The sequence below is a fragment of the uncultured Sphingomonas sp. genome, from assembly GCF_964237335.1.
Lineage (GTDB): Bacteria > Pseudomonadota > Alphaproteobacteria > Sphingomonadales > Sphingomonadaceae > Sphingomonas.
The window spans coordinates 82623-108787 of sequence record NZ_CAXSHM010000008.1; the positions used below are offsets into that span (position 1 = coordinate 82623).

The 26165-nt window shown below is 66.0% G+C and carries 27 protein-coding genes and 1 tRNA gene; 16 read left to right on the top strand and 12 right to left on the bottom strand.

Annotated features, from left to right (window positions below; genetic code table 11):
- Positions 1-5: 5 nt before the first annotated feature.
- Entirely contained in the window at positions 6-1127 is a 1122-nt protein-coding gene (locus tag ACFE65_RS06350; protein WP_375381506.1) for a PepSY-associated TM helix domain-containing protein, read from the top strand.
- A gap of 106 nt (positions 1128-1233) precedes the next feature.
- Here ACFE65_RS06350 and ACFE65_RS06355 read toward each other — a convergent pair whose 3' ends face one another.
- Positions 1234-5874 (bottom strand): NAD-glutamate dehydrogenase domain-containing protein, encoded by a 4641-nt coding sequence (locus ACFE65_RS06355; protein ID WP_375381507.1) that lies wholly within the window; start codon positions 5872-5874, stop codon positions 1234-1236.
- Between the two features lie 81 nt (positions 5875-5955).
- Positions 5956-7215, bottom strand: coding sequence for a hypothetical protein (locus ACFE65_RS06360; RefSeq protein WP_375381508.1), 1260 nt, complete (start codon positions 7213-7215; stop codon positions 5956-5958).
- A gap of 153 nt (positions 7216-7368) precedes the next feature.
- On the opposite strand from ACFE65_RS06360, the gene ACFE65_RS06365 reads away from it, so the two are divergent.
- Positions 7369-7444 (top strand) — tRNA-Thr (locus ACFE65_RS06365).
- Positions 7445-7574: 130 nt separating this feature from the next.
- Here ACFE65_RS06365 and ACFE65_RS06370 read toward each other — a convergent pair.
- The 4 genes from ACFE65_RS06370 to ACFE65_RS06385 form a co-directional block, all read right to left on the bottom strand.
- Complete coding sequence (locus ACFE65_RS06370) at positions 7575-8201, bottom strand: DUF6680 family protein (protein ID WP_375381509.1); 627 nt, start codon at positions 8199-8201, stop codon at positions 7575-7577.
- 96 nt (positions 8202-8297) lie between these two features.
- Entirely contained in the window at positions 8298-8504 is a 207-nt protein-coding gene (locus ACFE65_RS06375; RefSeq protein WP_375381510.1) for a helix-turn-helix transcriptional regulator, read from the bottom strand.
- 1376 nt (positions 8505-9880) lie between these two features.
- A complete protein-coding gene (locus ACFE65_RS06380; protein ID WP_375381511.1) occupies positions 9881-11389 on the bottom strand; it encodes a tyrosine-type recombinase/integrase in 1509 nt (502 codons plus the stop codon).
- Positions 11390-12059: 670 nt separating this feature from the next.
- Positions 12060-13946, bottom strand: coding sequence for a YecA family protein (locus ACFE65_RS06385; RefSeq protein ID WP_375381512.1), 1887 nt, complete (start codon positions 13944-13946; stop codon positions 12060-12062).
- Between the two features lie 56 nt (positions 13947-14002).
- Here ACFE65_RS06385 and ACFE65_RS06390 point away from each other — a divergent pair, with 56 nt between their 5' ends.
- Positions 14003-14206 carry a hypothetical protein gene (locus ACFE65_RS06390; RefSeq protein WP_375381513.1) on the top strand — a complete coding sequence of 68 codons (204 nt, stop codon included), beginning with the start codon at positions 14003-14005 and terminating at the stop codon, positions 14204-14206.
- A 51-nt stretch (positions 14207-14257) separates the two neighbouring features.
- On the opposite strand, the gene ACFE65_RS06395 is transcribed toward ACFE65_RS06390, so the two are convergent.
- On the bottom strand, positions 14258-14494 hold the full coding sequence (locus ACFE65_RS06395) for a PsiF family protein (protein ID WP_375381514.1): 237 nt from the start codon (positions 14492-14494) through the stop codon (positions 14258-14260).
- A gap of 352 nt (positions 14495-14846) precedes the next feature.
- Here ACFE65_RS06395 and ACFE65_RS06400 point away from each other — a divergent pair, with 352 nt between their 5' ends.
- Positions 14847-15188 (top strand): hypothetical protein, encoded by a 342-nt coding sequence (locus tag ACFE65_RS06400; RefSeq protein WP_375381515.1) that lies wholly within the window; start codon positions 14847-14849, stop codon positions 15186-15188.
- A 299-nt stretch (positions 15189-15487) separates the two neighbouring features.
- Here ACFE65_RS06400 and ACFE65_RS06405 read toward each other — a convergent pair whose 3' ends face one another.
- Together ACFE65_RS06405 and ACFE65_RS06410 are read right to left on the bottom strand one after the other, a co-directional pair.
- Positions 15488-15835: a hypothetical protein gene (locus ACFE65_RS06405; protein ID WP_375381516.1), complete on the bottom strand. Its 348-nt coding sequence runs from the start codon at positions 15833-15835 to the stop codon at positions 15488-15490.
- A 199-nt stretch (positions 15836-16034) separates the two neighbouring features.
- Complete coding sequence (locus ACFE65_RS06410; protein WP_375381517.1) at positions 16035-16301, bottom strand: hypothetical protein; 267 nt, start codon at positions 16299-16301, stop codon at positions 16035-16037.
- Positions 16302-16750: 449 nt separating this feature from the next.
- On the opposite strand from ACFE65_RS06410, the gene ACFE65_RS06415 reads away from it, so the two are divergent.
- From ACFE65_RS06415 to ACFE65_RS06460, 10 genes are all read left to right on the top strand, one after another.
- Positions 16751-17269, top strand: a complete 519-nt coding sequence (locus ACFE65_RS06415; protein WP_375381518.1) for a hypothetical protein — start codon at positions 16751-16753, stop codon at positions 17267-17269.
- 236 nt (positions 17270-17505) lie between these two features.
- On the top strand, positions 17506-17853 hold the full coding sequence (locus ACFE65_RS06420) for a hypothetical protein (RefSeq protein WP_375381519.1): 348 nt from the start codon (positions 17506-17508) through the stop codon (positions 17851-17853).
- Positions 17854-17938: 85 nt separating this feature from the next.
- Positions 17939-18334: a hypothetical protein gene (locus ACFE65_RS06425; RefSeq protein ID WP_375381520.1), complete on the top strand. Its 396-nt coding sequence runs from the start codon at positions 17939-17941 to the stop codon at positions 18332-18334.
- A gap of 27 nt (positions 18335-18361) precedes the next feature.
- Positions 18362-18691 (top strand): hypothetical protein, encoded by a 330-nt coding sequence (locus ACFE65_RS06430; RefSeq protein ID WP_375381521.1) that lies wholly within the window; start codon positions 18362-18364, stop codon positions 18689-18691.
- 510 nt (positions 18692-19201) lie between these two features.
- The gene (locus ACFE65_RS06435) at positions 19202-20098 is read left to right on the top strand and encodes a hypothetical protein (protein WP_375381522.1); all 897 of its coding nucleotides are present in this window, start codon (positions 19202-19204) and stop codon (positions 20096-20098) included.
- 264 nt (positions 20099-20362) lie between these two features.
- On the top strand, positions 20363-21523 hold the full coding sequence (locus ACFE65_RS06440; RefSeq protein WP_375381523.1) for a tyrosine-type recombinase/integrase: 1161 nt from the start codon (positions 20363-20365) through the stop codon (positions 21521-21523).
- 257 nt (positions 21524-21780) lie between these two features.
- Positions 21781-21966, top strand: coding sequence for a hypothetical protein (locus ACFE65_RS06445; protein WP_375381524.1), 186 nt, complete (start codon positions 21781-21783; stop codon positions 21964-21966).
- A gap of 105 nt (positions 21967-22071) precedes the next feature.
- Entirely contained in the window at positions 22072-22392 is a 321-nt protein-coding gene (locus ACFE65_RS06450; protein WP_375381525.1) for a hypothetical protein, read from the top strand.
- Between the two features lie 40 nt (positions 22393-22432).
- Complete coding sequence (locus ACFE65_RS06455; RefSeq protein ID WP_375381526.1) at positions 22433-22618, top strand: DUF6771 family protein; 186 nt, start codon at positions 22433-22435, stop codon at positions 22616-22618.
- A 32-nt stretch (positions 22619-22650) separates the two neighbouring features.
- A complete protein-coding gene (locus tag ACFE65_RS06460) occupies positions 22651-22911 on the top strand; it encodes a hypothetical protein (protein WP_375381527.1) in 261 nt (86 codons plus the stop codon).
- Between the two features lie 68 nt (positions 22912-22979).
- On the opposite strand, the gene ACFE65_RS06465 is transcribed toward ACFE65_RS06460, so the two are convergent.
- Together ACFE65_RS06465 and ACFE65_RS06470 are read right to left on the bottom strand one after the other, a co-directional pair.
- Entirely contained in the window at positions 22980-23777 is a 798-nt protein-coding gene (locus ACFE65_RS06465; RefSeq protein WP_375381528.1) for a transferrin-binding protein-like solute binding protein, read from the bottom strand.
- Positions 23778-23968: 191 nt separating this feature from the next.
- The gene (locus ACFE65_RS06470; RefSeq protein ID WP_375381529.1) at positions 23969-24151 is read right to left on the bottom strand and encodes a hypothetical protein; all 183 of its coding nucleotides are present in this window, start codon (positions 24149-24151) and stop codon (positions 23969-23971) included.
- A 496-nt stretch (positions 24152-24647) separates the two neighbouring features.
- On the opposite strand from ACFE65_RS06470, the gene ACFE65_RS06475 reads away from it, so the two are divergent.
- Both ACFE65_RS06475 and ACFE65_RS06480 read left to right on the top strand, forming a co-directional pair.
- The gene (locus tag ACFE65_RS06475) at positions 24648-24857 is read left to right on the top strand and encodes a tyrosine-type recombinase/integrase (RefSeq protein WP_375381530.1); all 210 of its coding nucleotides are present in this window, start codon (positions 24648-24650) and stop codon (positions 24855-24857) included.
- Between the two features lie 92 nt (positions 24858-24949).
- Entirely contained in the window at positions 24950-25297 is a 348-nt protein-coding gene (locus ACFE65_RS06480) for a hypothetical protein (RefSeq protein ID WP_375381531.1), read from the top strand.
- Positions 25298-25420: 123 nt separating this feature from the next.
- Here ACFE65_RS06480 and ACFE65_RS06485 read toward each other — a convergent pair.
- Positions 25421-26165: autotransporter outer membrane beta-barrel domain-containing protein (locus tag ACFE65_RS06485; RefSeq protein ID WP_375381532.1), on the bottom strand; the 745-nt coding region annotated here is incomplete at its 5' end.

Here is a 26165-nt window from a genome sequence, read left to right on the forward strand (position 1 = left end):
CGACGATGAACAAGCTGGCGCTGCGGCGTGCCTGGTTTCAGGTCCACAAGTGGATCGGGCTGACCCTGGCGATCCTCGTCATCCCGCTGTCGCTGTCCGGCGCGCTGCTCGTCTGGCACGAGCCGCTGGAGCGCGCGCTCAACCCCGGCCGGTATGCGGTCAGCGGGCATACGCTGTTGCCGTTCGACCGCTATCTGATCGCGGCGCGCGCGGTGCTGAAGCCGGACGACCGGGTCGCGACGTTGAACCTTCCCGACCACGGCGGCCCCGTCATCGTATCGGCCGCCCCGGCCAAGGCGCCCCTGCGCCCCGGGCCGCCGCTGCGCACCAACGTCTTCCTCGATCCGCCAACCGCGCGCGTGATCGACGTCGCGTCCAGCAACGCCGGCGCGTATCGCTTCGTCCATGTGCTGCACGGCAGCTTGCAGGTGCCCGGCGTCGGCCGAACGATCGTGGGCTGGATCGGCGTGGCGATGGCGATCTCGACCGTGACCGGCCTGTGGCTGTGGTGGCCGCTGACCGGCAGCGTCCGTCGCGGCGTGCGCTGGAAGCGGCAGCGTACCGTCGACGGCAACCTGCATCACCTGCTCGGCTTCTGGATCGCGCTGCCGTTGTTCGTGCTGTCGGTGACCGGCATGTGGATAGCCTTCCCGGGCGTGTTCGGCCGGGCCGGCGGCATGAGCGGCATGGCCGGCATGGGCGGCATGCGGGGTGCGCCGGCACTGCCACTGGCCCGGCCGGCGCGGTCGGTGGATCGGGTGGTCGCGACCGGCGCCGAGCTCGCGCATGGCACGCTGCGCTCGGTCACATGGCCGACGCAGACCCAGGCCGACTGGACGCTCACCTTCGCGCGGGCCGGCGCGTTGCCCATCGGCGTGAAGGTCGCGGACGACAGCGGCACCGCAAGCCCCGCGCCGGCGCGCGACCAGGGCGGTCTCGCCCGGCTGATGCGCCGCATCCACGACGGCGAGGGGATGGGGATCGTGTGGCAGGTCATCATCTTCGCCGCGGGGATCGTCCCGGCGATCCTCGCCGTCACCGGCATCATCATGTGGTGGCGCGCGCGCGGCTGGCGGGAGGAGGTCGCGATGCGGCGACGTGCGAACCAGGCGGTGGCGGCGGAGTAGGCGGCCGCGGAAGCCCCAATTGTCATCCCAGCGAACGCTGGGATCGCTGGCGGAAGCGCGTGCCCCAACCACGAGACTCAGCGTTCGCTGGGGTGACGGGATTGCCTTACGGTCGCCCCAGCAGCACCCGCGCCTGACCCGCAATCTGTGCGAGCATCGCCGCGTTGGGGGCGGCCGACTGGCGGGCGCGGTCCACGACGGCCCGGAACTGTGTGACGCGGGCCGCATTGGCGGCGAGCCAGTCCTCGACCAGCGACTGCCGGTCCGCCCCGCCGCCGCGCCCCAGGAACTCGAGCCGCAACTGCTGGAAATCGCGCGCAAGGCTGGCGATCAGTAGCCGTTCCCAGGGATCGCTCGAACTGATCCGTGCCGCCGTGGACTGCGCCCAGTCCAGACCCAGCGCCTGCCCGAGCCGGGTGAAGGCGCGGGTCAGCGCCACCTCGTCGAGGCCCAGCCGCTCGCCCAGATCGGCAAGGCCGACGGCGCCGTCCAGCTCGAACAATCGCACCACCTTGCGCGCCAGCGCCGCCGGCGCGCCCGCCGCCTCCAGCGCGGCGGCGATCCGCGTCCCATGCGCGCGCGTCTCCTCCAGCAGCAGCTCTGGCGTCGAGCGATCGAGCAGCGCGACGCCGCGCGCCAGCCGCGCGAGGACCGCCGCCGGCCCGGTGCCGGGGCGGGTGACGCGCAGCAGGTCGGCGACATGACCGCGCGCCGCCGACGCCACTTCATCGAACAACGCGATCCGCGCCGCCTCCGGCATCGCGGTCGCCTCGATCTCCGCCCACAGCGACGGCAGGTCGAGCAGCCGTTCCGCGACCACGAACAGCGCGGCGATGTCGGCGAGCGCGGCGCCCTCCTCCTCCGCCAGCTCGAACGGGTGGAGCAACCCCATGCGGTTGACGATCCGGTTCGCGATCTTGGTGGCGACGATCTCCGGCCGCAGCCGGTGCGCGTCGATCGCGTCGGGGTAGCGGTCGCGCATCGCGGCGGGAAAGGCGGCGTGCAGGTCGGGCAACAAGGCGGGGTCGTTCCCCAGCACGCCGCCGGTCTCGCCCCCTCCCTCGATCGCCTCCTGCAACGCGAGCTTGGCGGTGGCGAGCAGCACGGCGAGTTCGGGCCGGGTAAGTCCACCGCCACCGATCGGGCCGTCGGCGGCGCGGCGCAGGAGCTCCTCGTTCCCCGCCAACCCCTCGACCGCGCGGTCGAGCCGCCCCGACGCCTCGAACACCTCGATCGCGCGGACGTAGCTCGGCACCGCGCCCGGCCCCTCGGCCTGCGCGATCGAAAGCGCGAGCGTCTGGAGGCGGTTGTCCTCCAGCACCAGATGCGCGACGTCGTCCGTCATGCTCGCGAGCAGATCGTTGCGTGCGTCCCAGCCGAGCCGCCCTTCGGCAAGCTCGCGGTTCAGCGCGATCTTGATGTTGACCTCGTTGTCCGAGCAATCGACGCCGGCCGAGTTGTCGATGAAGTCGGTGTTGATTCGGCCACCACGGCTGGCGAAGGCGACCCTTGCCGCCTGCGTGAGGCCTAGATTGGCGCCTTCGCCGACGGCGCGGACGCGCAACTGCTCGGCATCGATGCGCAGCCGGTCGTTCGCCGGATCGCCGACGCTTGCGTTGTTCTCGCGCGCCGCCTTCACATAGGTGCCGATGCCGCCGAACCAGAGAAGGTCGGCCGGCGCGCGCAGGATCGCGGCGATCAACGCGGCGGGTTCGAGCTCGAGCGCGGTCACGCCGAGCATCGCGCGCACGGCGGCAGACAGCGGGATGACCTTCTCGCTCCGTGCCCAGACGCCGCCGCCGGGCGAGATCAGCGCCAGGTCGTAATCCGCCCAGGACGAGCGTGGCAGCGCGAACAGCCGCGCCCGCTCGCCCCAGCTCACCGACGGATCGGGAGCGGGGTCGAGGAAGATGTGGCGGTGATCGAACGCGGCGACCAGCTTCAGCGCCTTGGACAGCAGCATGCCGTTGCCGAACACGTCGCCCGACATGTCGCCGCAGCCGACGACGCTGATCGGATCGACCTGCACGTCGAGGCCCGCCTCGGCGAAGTGGCGCTGCACCGACACCCAGGCGCCGCGCGCGGTGATCGCCATCGCCTTGTGGTCGTAGCCATGGCTGCCGCCGCTCGCGAAGGCGTCGCCCAGCCAGAAGCCGTGCTCGATGGCGAGCGCGTTGGCGACGTCGGAGAAGGTCGCGGTGCCCTTGTCGGCGGCGACGACGAAATAGGGGTCGTCCCCGTCGAGCACCGTGACGCCGGCGGGATGCACCACCCGTCCGTCGACGATATTGTCGGTGATCGACAGCAGTGCGCGGATGAACACGCGATAGCTCTCAGTCCCCTCCGCCATCCACGCGTCGCGCTGAGCAGGCGAGGGGAGCTGCTTGGGATAGAAGCCGCCCTTGGCACCCGTCGGCACGATCACCGCGTTCTTCACGCGCTGCGCCTTCATCAGCCCCAGCACCTCGGTGCGGAAATCGTCGCGCCGGTCGGACCAGCGCAACCCGCCGCGCGCGATCGGCCCAGCGCGCAGGTGGATGCCTTCGACGCGGGGGGAATAGACCCACATCTCGCGCCACGGCACCGGCGCGGGCAGGCCGGGGATCAGGTGGCTGTCGAGCTTGAACGCCAGCGCCTCGTCCGCGGCGGGCGTGAAGGCGTTGGTGCGCAGCGTCGCGACGATCAGGTCGCGATAGGCGCGCAGCACGCGATCATCGTCGAGCGCGACCACGGCATCCAGCCCGGCCGCGATCGCGGCATCCGCATCCTCGACCGAGCCGGTGGCGGCAGGATCATGCGCCGCCTCGAAGCGTGCGATCAGCGCGGCGGCGAGCGTGGGCGCGCGGCGCAGCGCGTCGACGACGGTGGTGAGGCCGTACGTCATGCCGGCCTGGCGCAGATAGCGGAACCATGCGCGCAACAGCACGACGGCTGAAGGATCGAGCCCTGCTTCGACGACCAGCCGGTTGAACGCATCGTTCTCCGCCCGGCCCTCCAGCACGGCCGCTATCGCCGCCTCCAGCGTTCCGGGGTTGGCCGCGCTGACGTCGGCCTCGACGGTGAAGTCGTGCATCGTCGCCCGATCCTCGTCCTCGACGAGCGGCACCGCCGCCTCCTCGATCACGCGGAAGCCGAAGTTCTCCAGGACGGGCACGGCGTCGGACAGCGCCAGCGCGCCGCCCTGCCTGTAGATCTTGAGCCGCAGCCGCCCGTCGGGACCCTTGACCAGCCGCACCGACCGCTCGTCCGTACCGCCCAGCAGGGCGACCCGCAGGATGTCATCCGCCGCCTCGTCGGCGCTCGCCTGCCCACGCAACCCGATCGGGAAGGCGTTGGCGTAGCGCAGCGCCAGCCGGGCGGCGCGGGGCGGGGCGACGCGTTCGGCCAGCGCCGCCTCGACCAGCGGCGCCCAGCCGCGCACCATCCGCTTCAGCTCGCGGTCCAGCGGCTCGGTGTCGGGCATACGGCCATCGCCGCGTAGGTCGACCGTGTAACGGATCAGCGCGACGCCGCTGTCCTCCAGCGCGATCGACCAGTTGAGGACACGGCCGTTGGCGGCCTGCGCGATCTTGTCCCCGAACGCCACGCGCCGCGCCGTGGTCAGCTCGTCGCGCGGCAGCCAGGCGAAGGCGAACAGGTGGCGGCCGAGCGTCGAGCGGACCAGCACGAGCTTGGGCCGCGGCCGGTCGGCCAGGCTCATGGCGGTCAGCGCCAGTTCCTCCAGCGCCGCCGGAGCGAAGGCGGTCACCAGATCATGCGGCAGCGCGGCGAGCGCGTGGGTCAGCGCCTTGCCGGTATGGCCGCGCGGATCGAAGCCGAACTTCCTTTCCAGTTGCGCCAACCGCGCGCGCAGTACGGGCACCTCGCGCGGGGGCGCCGCCAGCGCCGCGCTGGTCCACAGCCCGACGTGGATCGACAGGGCGGAGAGCGTGCCATCCTCCCACACCGGCACCAGCGCCAGGTCGAGCGGCACGGCATGGTGGACCGTCGAGACCAGGCTGGATTTCAGCAGCAACGGCGCCTCGCCGCCTGCCTCGAACCAGTCCACCGCCAGCACCCGCGACCGTTCCGCGAGCAGCGGCACGGCTTGGCCATGGCGCGCGATGCCCAGTTGTTCGCCTGCGTCGGCGTTCGCGTCCGACGGCACGCGCCACAGCTCATGGCCGATCAGCGTGAAACGGCCGTCGAGCAGCCAGCGGAGCAACGTTCCGCCTTCGCCGGTGCCCAGCGCCTCCGCATCGCGCGTCATCCGCGCGCGCATCGTCGGCCAGTCGCTCACCGCCGCGCGCACGTCGGCGAGGTTGTGCGCGAGATCGTCGAGCAACTGGCGTCGCTCGCGCGCGTCGACCCGCTCCAACTCCAGGTACATCATCGATTCGGGCGCTCCGTCCTCGTCGATCGCCAGCAGGCGGCCGTCGGGTGCGCGCCTGGTCGTCACGACGGGGTGGATGATGCGGTCGATCGCGACGTCGTGCTGGCCGAGCGTCGCCGCCACCGTATCGACGAGGAACGGCATGTCGTCGTTCACCACCGCCAGCCGCAAGCGCCGGTGCGGAAGATCGGCGGGCAGCGTCTCCAACGCGATCGCCGGCTCACCCCGCGCCCGTGACGCCGCGGCATTCGCCAGGAAGGTGGCGGCCTCACGCTGGTCCGCCGCGTCGAAGCCCTCGATCTCTCCCGGCAGGGCGCCGCGCGTCAGCCGTTCGGCGAGGGCATCGATCAGGACGGAGGGTGCGATGGTGGCCATGGCGCGGGCCTATGCTCCCGCCACCGCGCGACCTCAAGGCTTGCCGCGACGCAGCGGCAGGCCCTTGGCGATGGGTCCGCGTCAACCGATCGCGGCGACCGCACGGCGGATCAGTTGCTCATCGGCGACGGTGCCCACGATCTCCACCGTGCCGCCGGCCGTGGCACGCGCGACCAGCAGAACGGGTGCCCCGGCGGCGGCCTGGGTCGCCAGCGGGACGCATCCCAGCGACGGGCGCGCGGCGAAGGACGCGGTGGCCGGGCGTGCGCGAGCGGCAGGCTTGGCCGCGGCGCGAGCGGCGCGAGCGGCCTGAACGACGCCCTTGATCCCGCCCGGATGCGAGTCGATGAACGCGCCGAGCGCGCCCGGGCCGACGCCCGCGGCGCGTGCGGCGGTGAGGACGGTCGCGAACTCCGTCACGCGCGTCTTGTCGTAATCGAGGCCGAAGACCAGCTTCACCAGCGGCGTCATCGGCGCGCGGACCTGAAGCGCGATGCCTTCCTCGATCAGCAGCCGGGCGTAGACGGTAGGCTCGGCGAAGGCGGCGATTGCGAAATCATGGGCGCGACCGAGCGCCCGGTAGAGCGCCGCCCGGCTGCGCGTATCCGCCGCCCGGGCGGCGGCGGCGCTCTCGCGCGCGACCATCAGCTGGCCGGCCAGCGGTGTCGCTGCGTCCAGCGGCTCGGCGGTCGGCGCGTCAAGAGCGGGATCGGCGGCGCTCGGCCCGTCGGCCCAGATCGGCGCGTCCACCGCGGGCGCGGCGCCGGAGGGAGCCTCGAACGAGGCGCGCAGCTCCGCCGTAAGGCTCGCCTGCGTCCCGGCGTCGACCAGTTCCTTCCAGTTGATGACGCCGTAGATGAAGTCGATCGCGTCACCATCCGACGATAGCGGCATAAGGATGCCGCGGTATAGCGTGGGGTGCCCGCGCGTGCCGACGAACTCCGCCTCGAAGCCGATCGGCGCGCGGTTGGCGATGATCTGAAGATAATGGTCCGTCAGGCGCGACAGCAGCGAGCGGCTGGGCACATCCGCGATGCGTGTGATCGACGGATCGAGCGCGCATTCGCTGCGGAGCGATCGGCCAAGGAACGAGATCGCCGGGTCTTCTATCCCCCGCGAGAAGTCCAGCAGCACGCTGTGCGGGCCGAAATCGGCGATGCCGGCGGGGTCGAGGTCCTCGATCGACGGATAGGGTCGCCCGCGCAGCAGCGACACCCAATGATTGTAGGCGCGCACATGCATGCGCCGCTCGTCGGCGCCGATCGCGGCATGCGCGTCGCCACCGCCATCGGCGACGTGATCGTCCCCCCTTGCATCGTCGAAGCCGCGGGTCGTGTCCATGCGCGTTCCGTCTCTCCAGCCGTCAGCCGGCCGCGCGAACACCCGTGCACCGCGCTTGGTAAAGGAGAGGTAAAACAGCCGCTCGATCCGGCCGGCTTGTCAGCTTTGGATTGAACTGCTAGCGGCAATCCAGCGGTGCATCGATGCCGCTTTGCCGCTTTAGCTCAGCTGGTAGAGCATCGCATTCGTAATGCGGGGGTCGCAGGTTCGAGTCCTGCAAGCGGCACCACCTTAAGCTCCTGTAATTGCAACGAAACAGGGCCGCCGTCTGGCCTTTGTTATTGAGGCGTCGCCCGTGTGGGAAGCAAGGCGGAAGCAAGATGATGCGTCGTCGCTCGCCAAGGGCCGGCTGGGTCCCTTTAAATCCCCTCGACCTTCACCATTGAGCGGCCAGACAGCCACTCGATGAAAAGTTTGCGCAAAGCCTCTTGCTCGGCTCCCGCGTCCTCCCCGAACGGGAACTCCTTGATCGCCATCGGAAGGGCGAGTTCGCCTTTCAATAAAGAAGCAAAGCCCCGTCGAATGGTATCATTATCATCCTCTATGATCTTATGGCCTTCTGGGTAGTAAACGTCCTTTTCAAGCTCGGTGCGATTAAAGTTATAACCAAGATAGGTTGACATCTTGTGAAGCATATCGAGAAAGGCACGCTGCCGTTCTACAAACACAATCTCACCCGCAAGCTCACGGTTAGCAAGCACCCCAAGATAGGTATGCCAGTCGTCAACTATTGTCTTGAGTTTTACGCTCCGCCCATAGAACTCAACCGGTACGGCATTGATTGCCTCGACATGTGCGGGTGATAGCCGAGCGGCGCGGGTAGCCATAAGCGCGCGAAATATTGCAACTCTCCGCTCGCGCACGGCGCGCCCCCGTTCTAACCACTTTTGGGCTTGGACCGCTAGAATTGGACCTACCAACGTTGCCGCTACGACGGCAGCGTCCGACACCTTGAAGACTGCTTCCGCCACTACGGTTCCGGCCATGTTTCCTCTCCCGGATGCCAGGCTAGCGCAAAGGGGGTTGTTGGCAAGTGCGCTAGGAACCAAAGATTTCTCGACAGACGGGACGGCTAGAGACTCTCACCCCGGCTTGCCGCCTCCAGTGTTGATCCGCGCGCCCTCCGCCGTGAACCGTTCCAAGTCAGCGTGGCTGTAGCGGACCAACCTCCTACCAACCTTCCGATACACGGGACCACCGCCCCTCAACCTCCAGTCCTCTAACGTGCGAGGGCTGGTGCCGAGGAGGGCGGCGGCTTCTATGGTGGTAAGGAGGGGTTCAGTTGTCATTGCCGCTCCGCCCCCCTTTCAACATACGCTCCCGGAGAGCCATTCGGACGGGTATAGGGGGGAACGTCATGGGTGGACCGATATCGTTACGCGGAGGTTGGCACGCTTCACCAATTATTTCTGGCGCTCTACCGTCCGGCTCTAATCCATTCTCTCGTGCCCAACTTCGGCGAGCCACCTCCTGCCAAGTGTCGTCGCTTCCTGCGTAGTGCCCCGAACCGCCAAGGTAGAGGTTCTCCGGAAGGAAGTTGCACCAATCTCCGTCGCGGTGGTGCGCTCGGCGGTTCTTTTGCTCGGGCTCGCCTAGGAGACAAAGAATAAGCCGTGCGACAGGGATGCGCTTCGCCCGTCCGACCTCACACCTCAAGTCGATGTAGCGCCGACCCTTGCCATCATGGTGGACGTGAAGACGTCCGGTAGGAAAGAGCCAAGCGATCCATTGAAGGACCGACTTGTCGAACACCGCCCTTATCTCATTCGGAAGGTGCTCGAACGCCCGATTGTCGGCGAAGGTTGTACGAAACCCGAGTAGGATTTGGATGTTGAACTGCTTGCCCATGAAACGGCCCCGTAAGAGCATGACAGCGGGCGGGTGCTAACGCTGCGCTGCGCCGCCGTCTCTCGCGCGACCGAGGGAGGCTACCCCGGCCTCCATCTGGGCCGGTTCCTCGCGGAGTGGCCCTACAAGGGCCTCTATCAAGGGCGGGCCTGGGCCCTAGCTCTCATAGAGAGTGTTGCCCGTAAAGCACAGTCCCATTGCCGAGTCAACACGGCGACTCCCGTAGAGCTTTACGACCCCGTTCCCCTTCCGAACCATCCCCCCCCCTTAGGGTATTCCTCAGCGGATAGATTCAGCGACCGCAGTTGATTGGGATGATTGGGGAGGAGGAGGTTCGGGGTTAGGGTTCAACCTAGGCCAACCCTATGCCGGGACTGGTGGCTTATCTGTGACGGTGCGGTGATAGGTTCCACCTAGGGTAGCCCGCAGTGGTGGCAGCGCGGCTCTCAACCCTCCTCAACTTCCGAATGACCTCGTTACCTCACCATTGGAGGCAGCTTCGAAACACACTCGTTGGCAACGTCTCTCAGATAAGAGGCGCCCTGCGTCGTCGCAAACTCAAGCTTCTTAAGGCAACTTTCATAAGCCGTGGCCGCGTTTGCTCGCTGTTCAAGCTGGTTCAACAGCCTATCGCAATCTTGCAGGCGCTCTCCACCCCGCGCCGCCTCAACCCCCGCGAGGTAGCCCTCTCGATACCCGCTTTCGTGAGCCGCGTGGACGACCCTACCCACAACATCGGGTACGGCAGGGCGAGTTGTCTGAGCAGCAACGTGGGACGTGAGCCCGACAGCAAGAAGGACCATGAGATTGACGCGCCTCATCGCACTCCTTCCCTCAATCGGAGGGGTGTCACGCTACCCCAAGTTTCTCTCTCGCGACCTACAAGCGCCGCCATCCGCCGCCCGGCCGATCCGGTAGCCGATCCTTGCACGGTATCCGCAAGGTGAGCGTAGCGGGCGGTGGTTGCTACCTGGGTATGCCCGAGGGCCTTCCCGACCGTGGCGAGCGAAGCCCCGTCCGTGAGCATGAAGCTGGCGAGGGTGCGGCGGAGATCGTGAAGGCGGACATCCTCCAACCCCGCTTCTCTCACCACCCAAGCCCATGGCCGCTTAAGGTCCACACGGGGCTTCACCTCAGCGGCGGCTGCACCCTTCCGACCCTTGCGAGGTTCGCCGGGGAAGAGGAGCCGGGCGTGGGGCCGCCGGGTGTGCATCTCACGCAGCAGTTCCAAGGCGGGGCCGTCCAGTTCGACCCGGTGGAGGCGCTTGGTTTTGGTATGGGCGGACGGCTTCACCCATAGGCCACGGTCTAGATCAAACTCCTGCCACTCAGCTTTCAACACCTCCCGGAGCCTAGAGCCCGTGTATAGTAAGAGGCGCATCGCATCCGCCGCTCCCCGCGCGTCGGTGCCCATCCCACCCTCCACCTCGTAGGCGGCGCAGGTCTCTAGCAGCCGTTGCACCTCAGGCTCCGACAGATTGCGGCCACGCTGCTCCTCATGCTCACGCCGAATGCCCTCGCAAGGATTATCCCTCCGGGTGCCCTCCTGCTTCGCCAGATTGAACATGACGCTGAGGACGGCGCACAGGCGGTTCGCTTGATGGACGCCAGCCCGTCCCGACCGCGCCAGCTCCTCCGCTTTCGCCGCTAGACGGACCGCCTTCGCCAGTGTCCTCCGCCGCGCCTCAAGCATAATGCGGAGAGTACCACCCTTCCGCCCATCCGCCTCAGCCTGAGCAATCGCCCGCTCCGCCTCCGCCACCGCCGCCTCAGCCGCACCGACCGCCTTCCGCCGCTGGACCGCAGCCGCCTTGGCAGCCGTCACCGCATTGGTCCGCACCTTGGCCCGCACTCTCCGCACGTCGGCCGTGGTTACCTCAGCGACCTTCATTCGGCCGATGGTAGGGAGGGCGAGGCGGAGGACATCACGCGCGTCTCTCACTGTGGCGGCTCTGAGGCCCGCAGAGGTGGCGTAGTCGCTAAGGTAATGGTCCGCTAAGGCCGACATGGTGGGCGCGCCTCTGCGGCTCCTACGGGCCTTGCTGGGGTTCTCGACGCGGGGGCCGTCCGCTGTAGCCTTAAGCCCCACCCGGAGCTTCCCCGCCTCCCGCCTTGCTTCCTCAACCGTCCAGGTCGGGTAGTCGCCAATCCGGTAGCGCCCTTGCTCCCCGCCATCCGGCATCCGGTATTGCAGCACGAAGGATTTGGCCCCGGAGACGTAGGCCCGAACCCCGAACCCCCGCTCCACGCTATCCCAAGCGAACCGGCCCGGCTCAAGCCGATCAACGACTTGCTTGGTGAGGGGGGTGAGGGACTTGCGCGGCATGGCGACACTCCGGTTGAACGCCGGCCTGATAACGCGGAATAAGGCGATTGGGAAGCATGGAGGAAGCATGGAGGAAGCAAAAGCGGCCGTTCCCTAGGGGACGCGACCGTAGAGTAGCAGTGGCAGATCGCTGGAAATCGATGTAAAACAACGGCCTAAGTGGGCTGTACCGTTCCCGCCCGATCCCCTCCGTCCATTAGTCCTCCTCATTCGTAATGCGGGGGTCGCAGGTTCGAGTCCTGCAAGCGGCACCACCTACTTACAGGTACTTAGAGACGGTAGCTACGGTGTCCCTTGCGGAAGGGCGTTGGCTTGGGAACCCACGTGGGTCCTGGCTGGGGCGTCTTTCGGCTTAGCCCGGCGGTCTCCGGGCTAGCTTGGGAGCGGTTGTCGCCCCGTGCGACCCTCGCATCGACAATGCGCGAGCGGGTCTGTCGCCTCCCGCGTCGACGCCGGGTTTCTCCTCCATTCTCAAAGGCCAGTCGGAACGGAGCGGCGATGCGCACGAAGCTAAGCGTCTGCGCGAGGAAGAGGCAGTTCGCGTCCATGAGGACGCCCTCGCAGCCGCCCGCGGGCGCGAGCCGCCGCTCAGGCCCTACCGCTGCGACCGCTGCCGACTGTTCCACCTGACGAGCCGGACGAAGGGCAAGCGAGGGCCGAAGTACTCGTTTTAACGGCGCGTGCGGCTGTCCGGCGCTGTCGAGCCGCGCGGATCACTCGGGGGTCCGTCAGCAGATGTTTGACGGAAGAGAACGGCCGGAAGCGCCCACTCCCAAGCCTTCAGCGGTTTTGGCCACCAATACGGAAGCAGATGCCGGTCCTCAAGGTCATCATGATACACCCCGCTGAGCCCTTGTCCTTGGTCGCCTACGTCAACCTGTCGCTTGCTGTCATCCGCTGCCATCACCCGAACAGGTCGGTTGATGGGGGAAGGACCTGGAGATCGTCGCTGATGGTTGGCAACGACGGACTTCGTCCACTCGCGACATACTCGCCGACGTAAATCGACATCCTCTAGCTTTTCATACTCGGCCGCTTGGGGGTGTTCCGCAACAAACGATAGCAGCTTGTCTCGTGGGGTGCCGGCATAGGTCTTCAAGAAGAAGTCGTAGATTGCGAGGGGGTCCTCATCAGGAATATGCTTGGTCGAGTTGGGATTCCCGAACACGACGTCGCCTAAGATCGCTGCCGCCGTTTGCTCCTCGGCCGAGAGAGGGACCTCAAGAATCCGCTGAGCGCCCGTTGCTTCGTCCATCAACACAACGTGCGCCTTGTCGCCCGCTGAAACGACGTTGAGGACCAAGCCGACGAATGTCGCACCATCGGGCATTTCGATCGACGTGGGTTCTCCCACCTGGAGCCGAGAGATCGGCTTCTTGTCTGGTCCGACAAGCGCGTCTGGCGTTCCGTCGAAGTGATGGGGAACCTGCTGCACTTGCTCCAAGCACTTCAGCAACCATACCATCTCGCGATCCCGGTCTCGCTCATCTAAGGCCACCTCCATGTCGACCACATCCCCGGTTACATGCATCTGGATGTGGAACCCCTCCAACATGGTGCAGTGCTCGCCGGTGGCATGATCGTCCGCCAAATAGCAGTGGCTTGTCACGAAGACGTAGGCAGGTCTCGGCACTTCACCGCTGACGCGCAGCTCGCGCTCCGCCACGCGTAGAGCTTCGCGAACGGTAGCTTGGACTGATGCGGCCTTCTCGCTATTGTCCAAGTCCGGAATGGAAAGCTCAAACCAGTAGATCGGCTTCGGCAGGTTCTTCCGTGCTGCTGCGTAGAGCTTTTGCCGCACCCACTGAAGGAGCTCATCTTTGAACGCTTTAGCATGGACGTCGCCTGTGCCGGCCTTCCAGTGATCCTTGCGCTTGGCCTCGACACTGTAAGCAGTGCCGCTTTCTCCGACAGCAATGAACTCGCCTTCTGGACTGGCGCCGCGCTTGGTCTCGCCCATCTCGATCTTGAATCCGGCAAGAGCGAACGCCGCGACGACCAGCGTCTCCAGAGCGGCAGGCCTGAACGTGTGAGGGTCTCGAAGGCGCTTCAACAGCAGCTTGGGGAGCTTGCTATGATGTTCGACCAAATAGAGCGCGTAGGCGAAACGGAACACCGCAAGTGCGTAGGCCGCCCCGGTGGCGAATACCGTTCCATCTGCCTGGAGCGTGGCCTCCGTCTTGTGGGCCTGCAAAAGACGAAGCCATTCCAGAAAGGGATGAGCCTGCTTCCGCTTCTGTAGAGAGCGACCCCAGTCCCGCCCCAGGATATCTTTGGCGAAGTCAATTAAGAAGTCGGTAAAAAAGCGCCACTTGCCATACGCCATTCGGCCGCCAATCGCGACGACCCGGTAGTCCTTGAACTCCGTCGATATGACGGGCCGGCCGTGACCCTCTGCTCGTTGGCGGACGATCTCAGATGCCTCATGTGCGCGCATCCGTGCCTCCACCGCTATGGCCGCTGCAGGACTAATAGTTGCACTGGCGTGGCCGTGGCACTTCTTGTATTTTTTGCTGCTTCCACATGGGCAAGGCTGGTTTCGGCCGATCTTTCCCACCCCCCACTCCTTTCCGTACCTGTCGCACGCCAAGTCGCTAACGCCGCAGGAGAGAGATGGCTGCCACCGCGAGCTTCATGAACAAGCGTCGGCTTTCACCACTTGAGTGTCCAAAAACAGCCGCGCTGAGTTCCACCAACTCCGAACGTCTCGACGGCTGTCGGCCTTCAGCCGAGGTGAATGACGCTGAACAGCGCCAAGAGGACGATCGTCGCGAGCGCCGATACGACGATCGAACCGACACAGCCAAGGCGGCTTGAGAAGAGCATGAACATTCCATCCAAGCACGCGCCTGCGGCGTAGGTTCCGCATCAGGCCCCCTTGCAGCTCGACATGAAGCCCTTGCGCGGCTTGCCGTGGAGGACCTCGGCGTCGGCCTGCTTGGAGCAGTCGAGCGACTTGGCGGTGCGGGCGGCCGGCACCTTTGCGGCGTGGGCGGCGGCGGGCGTGCGGGCGGCGGTGCTCCTGGCGATCAGCGAGGCCGCGGCGAGGGTGTTGCGTATCGGGGTACTTCGACTGTGCCCCGCACGACGCAACCTGATGCACACACGCCGTCGCACTTTCGACTGCCACGCGACGGCGGCGCGAGCAGGCTAGCACTCAGCGGGGGGAGCGTAGGATGGCGCAGGTCTCTTGATAGAATGGGGAGCGATGCGCGAACGAAGGCCGCTTTGGGCAGCGAGGATCGGTGGCGAGTTATCGAAGGCGCCCCTGCAGGTTGCTTTCGGTGGCTTCAACGCACTGACGGCCGCAGGCTCGCTTTACCTAGCAACCCGATCGGGCGGTCCTAGCTTCGCCGCACCGTCTCAGACAGCCGGCATCCCGGGTGCCGGGTCATGCCTATTCGTAATCGCCGCGCTCTCCGCGCTTGCCGGAACCGGGGCTATCGCTTCGGCCTTCGTGAGACGCCTGTCCTGGCTCACTGGTTTCGTCGCATCGGCGGTGCTGGCGGCCCTCTGCGACTTACTTTCGATGCTCGTGACCCGGACTCAAGGTGTGAGGTTCGGCGAACCCACGGATCAGCCGTCGGCTACCGGACAACTGATCTTTTGGGGCGTCGTATCGTTATTCGCGATCTTCAACGGTGCGGAGTTCTTCCACGACGTCGTTGCCTTCGAGGCGAGGAGAGACAAGGACAGCAAGGTAGGTGACGTGGCCCTAGTCTTCGTGATCGTCATTGCTGTTTGGCTCGCGCTTGTTTGGAACGGGAGCAAACTGCTGACTGCAGGGCTTCTAAACTAGATTGGCACACAACGAGGAACTCGCTGTATCGGCCTTCTCTGCGCTGTGGCCGCCGGGGTGCTGAAGCTGTCGGGAACGGGACATGCAACCGGCGTGGAGGCTGAACCGTCAGCTTCGCAGCTTTTCAGGATTGCGGGCCAGCGGCTGAGGCACCTGCGTGGCGTCGCTGCGGTTCTGAAACCCTGCGATCCTGCATTCGACCATCCTGACGCCGCGCGCCCGTTTTGCTCAATAAGGGTGCGGCAGGTGTCGCGCTTCGGACCTTTCCCGCGCCTCCCGCCTGACGCGATACGGCGCGGCTAGGTGGCGGCGACTAAGGCCGCACCGGCGGGGGTGAGCTCAAAGTAGTGCTCCTTTGAGTCCTCGCCGGAAAAGCATAGATAACCGTCGCGCTCCAATCGGCTGATCACTGAGCGATCCATGTAGAGGCGGCGCCGGTCGAGGAACAAGCCGCCCGCGTACAGCCGCGGACCGCCAATCCTCAGGTACGCACGCAGGTAGGCTACGCTCCTCTTCGTGTCCGCCGTCTCGTTGTCCGGCGTGTTCTCTTGCCACCACGCAAGGACCCCAGCGCTCGGACGCGGCCCGTCGCCGACTGTGAAGGTCGACGCGGTCTCCCAGCCCGTTCGCGCCAGTTCCTCGGTCACGACGTTCCGGGCTTCTCCTTGCCGCATACGCATGAAAAGTCTCCTCCCCGAGGGTTGTTAGCAGTCCGCAGAGGCGGACTGAAGATGCTGCCGGTCCAGCCCCGGAGTCCGGCAGGGGAGTGACAACAAGCGGTTATCCTTCGAACCTTGTTGGGCGCGCTTTGCCCATTTCAAGCTGCAATCCAGCTCAGCGAATCCGTCAGTTGTCCTCCCCGATCTCCCGGTCCACGGCGTCCATGAAGTCGCGCGCGGCCTCCCGATCCGCCGCGTCCTTGAACGCGACGTCTAGGTCGGGCGCCGCGCCGAGCGTGTAGGCGAGGCACCACAGCGCGAACCGCCGCCCTGCGTCCCTCTCCAGCCCGAGCTGAAGGCGAAGGCGGTCCATGCCGGCCGCGAGCCGGTCGGGGGCCAAGCCGGCGACGTCATCCGTGCCGAAGAAGCCGACGAGCAGGTGGTCAAAGTCCATGCCCCGCCGTAGCCGGCCGTGCGCGGAAACGCCCAACTTATATGGAGGCATCCCAGAGCCCCCGTCGGACGCCGGCCGCAAACGCCTATTGCGAAGACGGCGGCGCCTGACCATGATCGCCCCGCCTCCCGTGAAAGCCGGGGGGCGGGGCGTGGAAACCTCTTCTGAGACACCTTGGTCGCCGATTTCATCGGGGCCGGGTGGTGCATGCGAATGTCCAGCCGGCTTGCCGGTAAAGGCGTGCACGCTCGTGTCTCAGCGGGTTTCCAACATCCGGCTTCGGCCGTCGCCCTGAGAGGACATCAGGGCGGCGCAAGGTTGAGCCGAAGGTCGCCCCGACACGGGGGCGGCGCATCACCTACGCGACATCGACACTGACCGACGTCGGCGCGCCCCGTGCGCCCGGCGCGATGACGCGCGTCCACAGCACATCAACAGGGAGAACTGAGATGCATTTAAAAACAGTAAAGCTTCACCTGAGCGCGATGCTGGCTGCGGTTGCGGCGGCAGCTATCGGCTCATCCGCACACGCGGCAGACCCTTACGTACCCGCGCGCGGCGGAGCCGCACGGGCTGCAATTATGGATGCCATCAGGCGCGGAACGCAATCTGACAGTGTCTTCATTGTAGATTATCTTGAAGTCGCGTCTGACGAAGATACGAAGTTTGCCTTTGCGGAAGTCCACCCCGCCTCGGCAAGCGGGATCAAGGGATTTCATGGCTGGGTTATCTTGAATCGAGAAGTTGGGGAAAAATGGATAACACTGTGGGGTGTTGACTACGATGGACATGACTACTGCCGTATTCTTAATGATAATTATCAAGACGCGGTAGAGGCGGCAAGCAGATACAACACAAGCATGACACTGTTCAGTCCGTCTTTTAGACGGCAACTGTCAGCTAGCTTTACGAATGACGATTATGGAACCTGTAGAGGGAAAGTAATCATCAGTATTAGCAAGAGATAACTATCGGATATCACCGGGCGAAATATAGAGCAAACTCGCAAGATCGGCAGCCCGACTAGCAAGTTCGCACGCTTCCACCCGATCTGAGGACCCTTCGGGCGCCTCTCGATGCGCTCGGCGGGGAAACCAAGCCTCCGCCAACCCCGCCGCCGCGCGGGCCGACCACCACCGACCTCACCACCGGCCCTCGCGACAATCCCGTCGCGGGGGCCCTTTTTTCGTTCAGGAGCAAGCAAATGCTGTCCCTCACAGACCGAGCCTCGATCCGCGCCGCCGCGCGGGACCCGACCATCGCGCCCGCCGTCCGGGCCGTCCTCCGCCTACGCCACGGGCAGCTAGGCGGCGGCGCCGGCGCGCACTTCCACGTCGTCCGACCGGGCGACACGCTGGCCGACGCGGAGGCGGCGGTCGGCTGGCCAATGACACTCGAAGGCTCCCCGGGCTGGGAGTGGATCGAGCGCCACGGCCCGGTCGCCGAGGCGGTCTTCATCCTCTCGGATGGCGGCCCCGCCCAGGTGCTGCTGGTCCCCGACGACGCCTGCCCGTCGATAACCAGCCTGCTGCGCGAGCACGCCGCCGGCTGACCCGCCGACCACCACACGACCGACCGAACGCAGCGTCCAGGCATCCCGCCTTGGGCGCTTTTTCTTTGTCCGAAGGAGATGATCAATGATCCTGATTCACGACCGCGCGTCCGCCGCGCGAGCCCTCGAACACGACCTCGAACCGCATATCCGCGCCGCGCTCGAACGGGAGCTGGCGCTGCTGACCAGCGGCCCCTTCGAGCTGACCGACCACACGGACATACTTCTGGTCCAGCCCGGCGACGGGGAGGGCGACATCGAGCGCGAGGCCGGCGTCTCGCCTCTCGTTGGGCCCATAGACGGCGTCCGCTGGGATCAACCCGGGTTTGAGCTTTGCTGGGACCTGCTGACGCTGGGCGGCGGGGTGTTCCGCGCCGTGTTCACGTTCGGCGGGACCCACGCGGTAATCCTTTTGGTGCCCGACGCGCTCGGCGTCCTGCCCGAGCTTCTCGACTGCCTTCGCCGTTACGCCGCCGCCTGATCCCACACACACTGACGAAGAACGACCATGAAAGAGCTTCTGACCTTCCTTTCGCTTTGTGCCGTGCTCGCCATCGCCAACGCGTTCACCATGGCCCTCGCCATAGCGCTGCTGTTCGCGGCGCTGCTCGGCGCCATCACCCATCCCCGTCGCACGTTCGGCCTCGCAGCGGCCCTGGGGATAATGGCGCTGGCGCTCAAGGAGCCGTTCGCCTGCGTGGGGGCGCTCGCGGCCGTTGGCGCTGTCGGCATCGTCGTCGGCCGCCTGGGCCGTCGATCGGCGAGCCGGTTGCCAGGGCCGGTGCATCTCCTGACACACAGCCGAGGTGGCGAGAAAGACACAACAGGGCAGAATTAGCCGCTGTCACTGGAACCGGGCGGCGGTCCACCCATTTGCGCTTCTCCCCGGCACAGGCAGCGCTAGCTAGCCGCCGTCGGGAAGTCCTCTCCGCAAGAGCAATGGGGGCGCAGTCTGAACTGGACCGCGCTACACTTGCGTCGAGAGCACATCTCATCGTCGTCACGCGATCTGGTTCGAGGCTTCGTCTTGCCAGCGAAGCTCTCGCTCCCCCGCCGGTCGGCAGCCGGCATGCGAGAGAGTATCGATGATCGGGATTACACATACCGAGACTGACGTCCGGTCGACCATGATTGCGGATAGCAACCGCAAGACACGGGAGGAGATATTCGGATTGGAGACGGAGACGGAGACCGGGCCCGAGCCAAAGCAAGCCGCGGCGTCCAAGCCCACCTACACCTCGCCGCTCCACCGTTACTCGCTCCGCGGTCAAGGCAACCGGCTGGTGGAGGAGGCCGTGGCTAAGCTGCCGCTGCTGGGCGATGTCTGCATGACCGGTGACGTGACCCTGTGGGGCGCCCGCCGAACTCGGGAAAGACGCTGTTCGCCATCGGCCTGCTGGCGGACGCGATAATGAAAAAGGCGATCGAGCCCGACCGTACCTTCTACCTGAATATGGACGACAGCATGTCGGGCGTGGCGGAGAAGGTGACTATACTCCAGGACTACGGCGTCCATGTGCTGGCTGAGGGCTACCGCGATTTCAGCTCCGGGAAGGTCCACGCGCTGCTCGACGCCATGATCGCCGACAAGAGCGCACGGGACTCCTTCGTCATCGTCGACACCCTCAAAAAAGTAGTCGATCCGATGGACAAGCGAAAGACCGTCGAGTTCATGAAGCTGGCCCGGCGGTTCTCGCTGGTGGGCGGGTCCATCCTTTTGCTGGCGCATACAAATAAACAGCGCAGCGTCGCCGGCAAGCTCGTGATGGCGGGGGTTGCCGATCTCCAGGACGATTGCGACACCGCCTATCTGCTCGATCGCCAAGTGAAGGGGGACGTGCAGCAGGTCGTGTTCGAGAACGTGAAGCGGCGCGGCGGCGGTGCGTCCCGGTCGGTCTACACGTGCTCTGGCGCTACGGACATCGGCTATGTCGACCGGCTGATGTCGCTGCAGTTTGCCGGGTCGGACCCGGAATACGACGAGACGGTGCCGGACGCCAAGGTAAGCGACGACGGCATCATCGAGGCCATCGAACTGGCGATCCACCACGGCACCAACGTGAAGATGGTGCTCGTGGATTTTGTCCGGCTTGTGACTAAAGCCAGCCGCGGAAGGGTCAAAAAGGCGCTGGAGCAACACACCGGCCCCGACCCTGCGGTCCACCTGTGGGATTATACCGTCCAGGCGGCGGGGGCGAACGTCTATCGGCTGCATCGGCCGCTGGGCTACCGCGCCGCCGCGTAGGCGCGCCGGGACGCCGGTTTGCCAGTTTTTCGGGATGCCGGCACGGCGGCGGGTCCGGCGGGCCGGCGAACTGGCGATCTGGCCGGCTACCGCGTCGGCCGCCGCCGTCGCCGGCCTCGACGCTGGCCCGCAGTCGGCCGTCCGGGGGCCGCCGGGCACCGTTTCGGGGCCACCGATACCTTCCCCCTGCCGGCCCCCCCCCGCGCGCGCCGTCGCGCCACTCTGCCCACGCACGTCAATCACACATCCAGAAAGGAAACACCCATGCCCAAGGTACGATTGTCCGCGGCCTTCGCCCTCACCGCATCCTGCGAGGACGGAAAGCGCAAGGTTGATTTCTATGACGACGGAACAAGTTGCACGGGACTCCTCTTAGAAGTTCGAGCATCGGGGAACCACACGTGGCATCTTCGCTATGACAACGCGCAGGGCCGCCAGTGCCAGATCAAGCTCGCTCGTTGGGAGGATGCGACCTTCGACCAGGTGCGCAAGCGGGCGAGGCAGCTGCGCTCCGAGGCCACGCTCGGCGGCGATCCTTCCGCCCAGAAGGCCGCCGCCAAGGCCGTCCCGATCTACGCCGAGCTGGCGGCGATGCACATGGCGGACGCCGAGACGCACCAGCGGTCGTACAGCACGACCGAGGGCTACATGCGCGTCCACATCGTGCCCCGGTGGGGCAGGGTGCGCCTGACGGACATCGACCCGCGCTCGATATCCGCGTGGCTGGCGCAGAAGCGGGAAGGGGGCCTCGCGCCGGCCACCGTGCTCAAGATCAAGGCGATCTTCAGCCGTTCATTCGAACTAGGGCTGCGCTGGAACATACCCGGGTGCGAGAAGAACCCGGTCCGCGCCGTCGCGAGCAAGCCGGTCAACAACGCGCGCGAGCGGTACGTCACGGCGGACGAGGCGGCGCGGCTGATCGAGGCAGCGGGCGCGTCAAAGAACCCGCTGCTGGCGCCCATCATCAGCTTACTGTTGCTCACCGGCATGCGGGTGTCGGAGCTGCTGTCCGCGCGGTGGGCGAACGTCGACCTCGACCGTCGCAGCCTGTTCGTGCCGACCTCGAAGACGGGGCGGTCGAGGCACGTGCCGCTCGCGCAGGCGGCGGTGGACGTGGTCGCGGGACTGTCGCGCGGGGAGTGGCTGTTCCCGAACGCCGCCGATCCCTCGAAGCACCTCACCACGATCAAGAAGGGCTGGCACACGGCCCGCGACGCGGCGGGGCTGCCGGGCCTGCGAATCCACGACCTTCGCCACAGTGCGGCGTCGTTCATGGTCAACAGCGGCGTCGACCTGTTCGCGGTGGGCAAGGTGCTGGGCCACGCCTCGTACCAGTCGACGCAGCGGTACAGCCACCTTGCCGCAGACACGCTTCTCGCCGCCGTTGAGGCGGGCGCGGCGAGGCAGGCGGGTTCGATCGCCTAATCCCAATTCCAACCCATTCGCTGGCTCGTTGCCGGTGGATGGGTTGGGCCCTTTTTATTTTTTCCGGCTCACCAAAGAGCGACAAGGAAACGTCAATGTCCAGCACCGCGCATATCCTTATCCCCGTGTCCGCCAGGGTCTCTGCGGATAGCGCTCCGTCCCAAGCGGCTGTCTTAGTGTCAAACTCCCCCGCCGCCGACGTGTCTGCCGTTTTCGACGGTCTTGACGACCTTCTAAAGGCGTGTCGCGGCGCCAAGATGGAAGACCGGCTCACCGTGCTGATCACCGCCTGCATCGACCGAGGCATGAACACGCGTCTCCGGATCGTCGGCGCGGCTAGGCAGAAGAACTTCAACGCGGATCGCACAAGCAAGTTTTTGACCGCCGCAACCGGCACGCTATGGATGCGTGGCAAGGAAGGCATCTATAGCCTCAAGAGCTGATGCGATGACATTGAGCCTCCCGGTCTTTTGATCCGGGAGGTTCACGTGTAGCCGCGGCACCGTTAAACGCGAGCCGCCCAAAGCGGTCGGAGAGGAGAGCGCAACGTGGACGAGCCGAGGCCCGACGAGACGATCACCGACGAGCGCCCGCCGCCGCGCAGGACCGCCCATGCCGATACCGCTGTACCGGAGGAGCCACTGCCCTGGTCCACGGGGCCGCAGGCGATGGGGTCGGCGACGTGCGCCTGGTGTGACCGCGACATCCACGGGCCGGCCGTGCCGTGCTCCGTCAGACCTGTCGACGGGCTCGCCCGTATGGAGACGTCGCCGGGGTTCGGGCGGCGGTGCCAGTACGAGCTCGCGACGCGGTGTCCGGACCTGCTGACTGGGGGCGAGGCTATGGCTATCCTGCAACGAGGCGACTGACCGGCTTGCAACCGTTCCCGTATTGTTCTTCTATGCGCCCATGCGCGACTCAGCTGACACGATTGCTGCCGCCATATCTGCCGCCCCTGGCTGGGCGAGGGTGGGCATCACCGTCCCGGACCCGCGCCTGCGCGCCGCCGCCCTGGAGGAGCTCGCCCGGCACGTCGTCGCCAGTCTCGACCCGCCGCGGCCCCGCGACGACCGGCAGCTCGGGCTACCGCTCTGAGCGTCAACACGCGGCTCGACAGCCTCTCGGACTTGGTGCGGCACGAGGCGAACCTCGGGGTGCGCTGCCGGTGCGGGAACCGGCACGTCGTCGACGCCCAGCGGTTCGCGCGCTACTGCCACCTGCGCCGCTGGAACGACCAGCTGGAGGCCTTGGTAACGCGGCTCGCCTGCGCGCGCTGCGGAGGGCGTCCCGCCGACCTACGAGCAACGCCCGACCTGCCGACGCCCGCCGATCCGTTCCCGCGCGACGAGCCGGGCTGGAAGCGGCTGCAACGGCGGTTACGTGATTGAGGAAAGGCTTCGGAGCCATAGCCCTCATTGAAGAGGAGTGTCTGACTTAAAGGTCACCTAGGACTGGCCTATTGGAAAAAGGGATCAATTATTCCAATCGAACTCCCAACCGCTGCTTGCGAGCCGTCGTTGGCAACAAAGCTAATCACCAACTCGTTCGCGTTCGGACCTATGAAAAGAATACGAAATTGGGTTGGCACACTGCCCGAGGTACCAAGGTCGCCATTGAGAATGGATCCCGTGATCGAGTTGCCGTTGATCGTGCCTTTGAGGGGCAGGTAACCGATCCCGCCAACTTGGCTCTTATAAAAGTTCTGGCCTGACAAGCTGATGTTTCCGGAGACGGTGCCTGCCGCAAAATCGATGGTTATGGCGTTACCCGAAGAGCCGGATAGAAACCACAAGTCTGTATTAGTCGCGTAATTACCAGACGTAGAGAGTGAATATTTAACTTGCCCAGTGTGCGGCATCGCCGTCAGCGGCGTTGCTGTGCCGTATGCAAAATAATCAAGTCGCGTTTGTCGCAATGATCCGCTGACGATAGTGTGTTGCCATCCGCCGACGCCTCCATAGCGAGCAGCGGTGTAGCCGCTGCCTTTGACAGATGAGGAGTAGGTGGTCGCCTGATAGAGAGCTAGGTAGTTCTCGGTCGATCCTGCAATATTCGAGAACAGAACGGTGCCGTTACTGTTTGTGCTTGTCGAGTCGGACGTGAGCTGAGCCGACCCAAACGTTGCGGCGTTCATCGCATCCGCCAGCCGATAGCCAGCTTGCGCGGTGTAGCTGGCGTTGAACTGCGGCGTATCGAAAGTCGTCGAGCGGCCGCTTGTCATGCCCCCCGTAATAACGCCATGCGACTCGCTCACGTCCCCCGACGTGGCGAGGTCCATAGTCGCTGCTATGAACGTCGCGTCGGAGGTCGGCTTCACCTCACCTGTAGCAAGCGGGCTCGCAGTGGGCGACGAGGTGGCCGAACCGGCGCTGGCCCCCGACGTGCCATCGCTGCCGCCGCAGCCCGTAAGCGCAATGCAGGTCGCAAGTAGCCATACGCTTCGCTTCATCGTTCCCCCCTGATCGGGCTTGTAATGCTGGGCTTTTCTCCATTCGACAAGCGATCCAGTTCGCCGAACATGCAGTCGGCAATCTGCCCTTTGCCGCTGTCGCTGCTCGGACCATCCCCGGCTTCATACAAATGACGGCGGACACCTTCCATCGCGACGTGGCGGGCGGCGGAACTCAAGGAGAAAAGCTTTCGCCACCACTGCTGAAGCGGCGTGGGACGAGGACGCGATGGCGCGTCGGGCCGACATCGTCGTGCGGCTAACCCGTCGCCTATGGCCGGCCCGGCGACGCTGTAGAACGCGCATCCTCGACAGACGAACCCACCGGGCCCACGCCTGTCCGCAGGTATAGCGCAGGTCGACATTTCCGGTTTTCCCACGCCAAGGCGCTTTCGCTAGGGAACCCCTGATCGGCGGCTTCGGCCCAAGCTGGGAAGTGGCTGGGTTGCCGGACGCGGTAGTGCAGAAGTCCCCCAAAAACCTGCAGAAGTCCTCACTTTTTCACAGCGTTACCCCAGCCTTCGTAATGCGGGGGTCGCAGGTTCGAGTCCTGCAAGCGGCACCACCTACTTACAGGCACTTAGAGACAGTAGCTGCGGCTTCCCCTGCGGAGGGCCGTTGGCGTGGGAACCCACGTGGGTCCTGGCTGGGAGGCCTTTCGGTTGGGAAGGGCGCTTGTTCCATCGGCTGCCCGGCCTGAGAATCTACGACCTGCGTCACTCAGCGGCCAGCTTCATGGTCAACAGCGGGGTCGATCTGTTCGCGGTGGGCAAGGTGCTGGGCCACGCCTCGTACCAGTCGACCCAGCGCTACAGCCACCTAGCCGCCGACACGGTCCTCGCCGCCGTCGAGGCGGGCGCCGCCAAGCAGGCCCAGCCCGCCTGACCTCCTCACCCCCGCCCCGCGCGCTGGCCTCATGGCTGGTCCGCGGGGCGGGGGCCTCCAATGCTTTTTTTGCGCTTTTTAGGAGTAATGACATGGCATCACGGATCAGCGCCGCCGACATCACCTTCTCGTCCGGCGTACCTATCTGCGCGCCCGCTCCGGCTGCGCCAGTCGACATCGACCTCGTCCTGCACCGCGTCCGGCAGATGCTGGACGGCTGCGGCTCCGCCAACCGAAACGACCTGCTCGTCATCGCTATCACGGCGCTGATCGAGGAGGGCGTGAACACCGGCCCGCGGATCATCGAGGCGGCCGCCACTCTCGGGTTCAGCCGCGGGCACGCGGGGTCGGTCCTGAGCAAGAGCACGGGCGACAGCCCGGCTCGCCATAAGTGGCGGCGCGGCATCGACGGCGTGTACGCCACGCTCGTCTTTCTCTAGCTCGACCCTCTCCTCACCTCGCGCGCTGGCCTCACGGCTGGTTCGTGGGGGCGGGATTGCTCCCACTTGTTTCTTTTTGCGGCGTCAGCTCCGGACGATTGTACTTCCCCGCCAGCTTGCTGCCTAGAACGCCAACCGGAGGCCGCCGTGCGCCGCTGCGCGATGGTCGGCGTCGCCGCTTTCGCCGGAAAGCGCGCCGAACAGCGCGAGCGCCGGCGACAACGCGACGTCGGCGCCCAGCGTCGCGGTGGCGAGCACCGGTGCGCGCGGGGCGCCTGCTGCGAGCAGGCTCAGCTGGCCGCCGCCGAGTCCTGCCACCGCATAGGGCGTGCGCCCCTGCGCCTGGTAACGGACACCGATCGTCAGGAACGGATGCACGCCCGCGATGCCGCCCGGCGCGACGTCTCGCGCGAAGGTAATGCCGCCGTCGACAAAGGTCGCAGTGGTGCGCCGACCGGCCACGGTGAGCGCGAATGCGTTGCCGCCGGTCTCGGTCACGCTGTCGCGGGTGGTGCGGATCGCGGTGCCCCCGACGCTCGGCCGCATGCTCCAGCCGCCCGCGAGCGGAACTGCCGCGTCCATTGACGCATCTGCGATCCAGCTGGTGAGATCGTACCGTCCTTCCGCGCTGCCACCGGGCAGCACGCGGCGCGTGTCGGCGTGGGCGCCGTCGTACGCAACCATCGCGCGCAACCCGATCCCCCAGTATCGTGCGCGGCCGTGAACGCCGGCCACCGCACCGTCCGCCGTCGTGCGGGCGCCCAGCCCGGCGAGCGTCTGGTAATCATCCAGATAGCCGCCAAACGCGCCCAGCGTGTTGATTTCCACTGAGAGCTGACCCGGAGAAGGCATAGATTTCCACCGAGAA